Annotated in this window: 3 protein-coding genes; all 3 read left to right on the top strand. The window is 59.2% G+C overall.

Features of this window, described 5'->3' with window-relative positions:
• The first annotated feature begins 85 nt into the window (after positions 1-85).
• Positions 86-376, top strand: coding sequence for an IS66 family insertion sequence element accessory protein TnpA (tnpA, locus tag INT21_RS02385; RefSeq protein ID WP_193084807.1), 291 nt, complete (start codon positions 86-88; stop codon positions 374-376).
• Positions 373-717, top strand: a complete 345-nt coding sequence (gene tnpB / locus INT21_RS02380; protein ID WP_085918257.1) for an IS66 family insertion sequence element accessory protein TnpB — start codon at positions 373-375, stop codon at positions 715-717. Before tnpA ends, tnpB begins: the two co-directional genes overlap by 4 nt.
• 97 nt (positions 718-814) lie before the next feature.
• A partial coding sequence (locus tag INT21_RS02375; RefSeq protein WP_319022182.1) for an IS66 family transposase occupies positions 815-1,650 on the top strand: 836 nt, incomplete at its 3' end.

The following is a 1,650-nucleotide window of genomic DNA, read 5'->3' as shown; positions in this document are numbered from 1 at the left end:
GTAAGCGTTCATTCCAAGGCGTTCTGCCACTCCGGTAAATTTCTCCCTACAGTAACCTCACAGTTTCCAGCACGAGGTTATCCCCATGAGAAAGCACCGCACCCCAGAACAGTGGCAAGCCCTGGTTGATCAGCAGCGCGCCAGCGGCTTGTCAGCACCGCAGTTTTGTAAACAGGAGAAGATCGGTTACGCCAGCTTCTGTAACTGGCGCAAACGCCTGTCCGACCCGTCGACTGATGAGTCGCCAGGTCCCGGTGAAGCCGGTTTTCTGGATCTCTCGTCGTTGATGGGCAACTCTCCATCCTCCGGCCCAGGCTGGAACATTGTGCTTAGCCTCGGCAACGGCGTGGAACTACGGCTGAGCCAGAACGGATGATCGGGCTCGATAGCCAGGCGCGCATCTGGCTGTGCACCGAGCCCACCGACATGCGCAAATCGTTCCGGGGTTTGAGTGCCCTGGTCCGGAATCAGCTCCAACACGATCCACTCAGCGGTCAGTATTTCGTCTTCGTCAATCGCCGCAAGACCCAGATGAAGATGCTGTATTTTACCGCCACCGGTTATTGCCTGTGGGCCAAACGCCTGGAGCAGGGGCAGTTCCGGGTGCCGTTGTCCGCCTCCGGTCAGCGAGCCCTTACCCTGACGGATCTGCAACTGCTGATCGATGGCATCGAAGTGCAAAAATACCGCCAGTTCAAGCGTTTTCGAGGGGTATAGACGGTCAGCTTCCGGTATAATATTGGCCATGAATTCAACGGCCTTCACTCCTTCTTCTAACGCGCCTTCCTCCTCGGCTCTAGCCGAGGAGAATGCCGTGTTGCGGGAGCAGTTGGGTGCCCAGGCGGAGGCCATTCGTCAGCTGACGCATCAACTGGACTGGTTCAAGAAACAGCTGTTCGGCCCCAAATCCGAGAAGCTGGTTTATGATATTCCGGAACAGGACTGCCTGTTCCCGTCAGAGGATGCCCCGTTACCGAAGAAGCCTGCCGACGATGAACCACGTCCGGTTCGGGCTTATCAACGCGGTACCGCCAAGAAACAGCGGGACGACGACTGCCTGAACGACACCGGCCTGCGCTTCACCGCGGATGTGCCCGTAGAAGTCATCGAGCATCTACCGCCGGAGCTGACCGGTCCTGATGCCGATCAGTATGACATCATCGGCACCAAGATCACCTACCGCCTGGCCCAGCGGGCCGCCAGTTATGTGGTGCTCAAGTGCGAGCGCCCGGTGTTCCGACGCAAAGGAACCGGGAAGCCGGTGACGACGAGGGCGCCGTTCAACGTACTGGACAACAGCCTAGCCGATGTCAGCCTGCTAGCCGGGCTGTTGGTGGATAAGTTCCAGTTCCACCTGCCGTTGTATCGCCAACATCAGCGCATCCAGCAGGCCGGTGTCACCGTCAGTCGCAGCACCCTGACCCATCTGGTCAAGCGCGCCATCGACCTGCTTCGGCCGATTGTGGATGCGCAGACCGACAACGTGCTGCGCAGCCGGGTACTGGCCATGGATGAAACGCCCATCAAGGCCGGTCACCAAGGTCGGGCGGGCCCACAAAAAGGCAAGATGAAATCCGGCTGGTTCTGGCCGCTATACGGCGATGCGGACGAGGTGGTGTTCACCTACTCGAACAGCCGTGGGCGTGCCCA

The organism is Halomonas sp. 3F2F, from assembly GCF_014897805.1.
Classification (GTDB): Bacteria; Pseudomonadota; Gammaproteobacteria; order Pseudomonadales; family Halomonadaceae; genus Vreelandella.
This window is presented reverse-complemented; position numbering and strand designations above follow the sequence as displayed.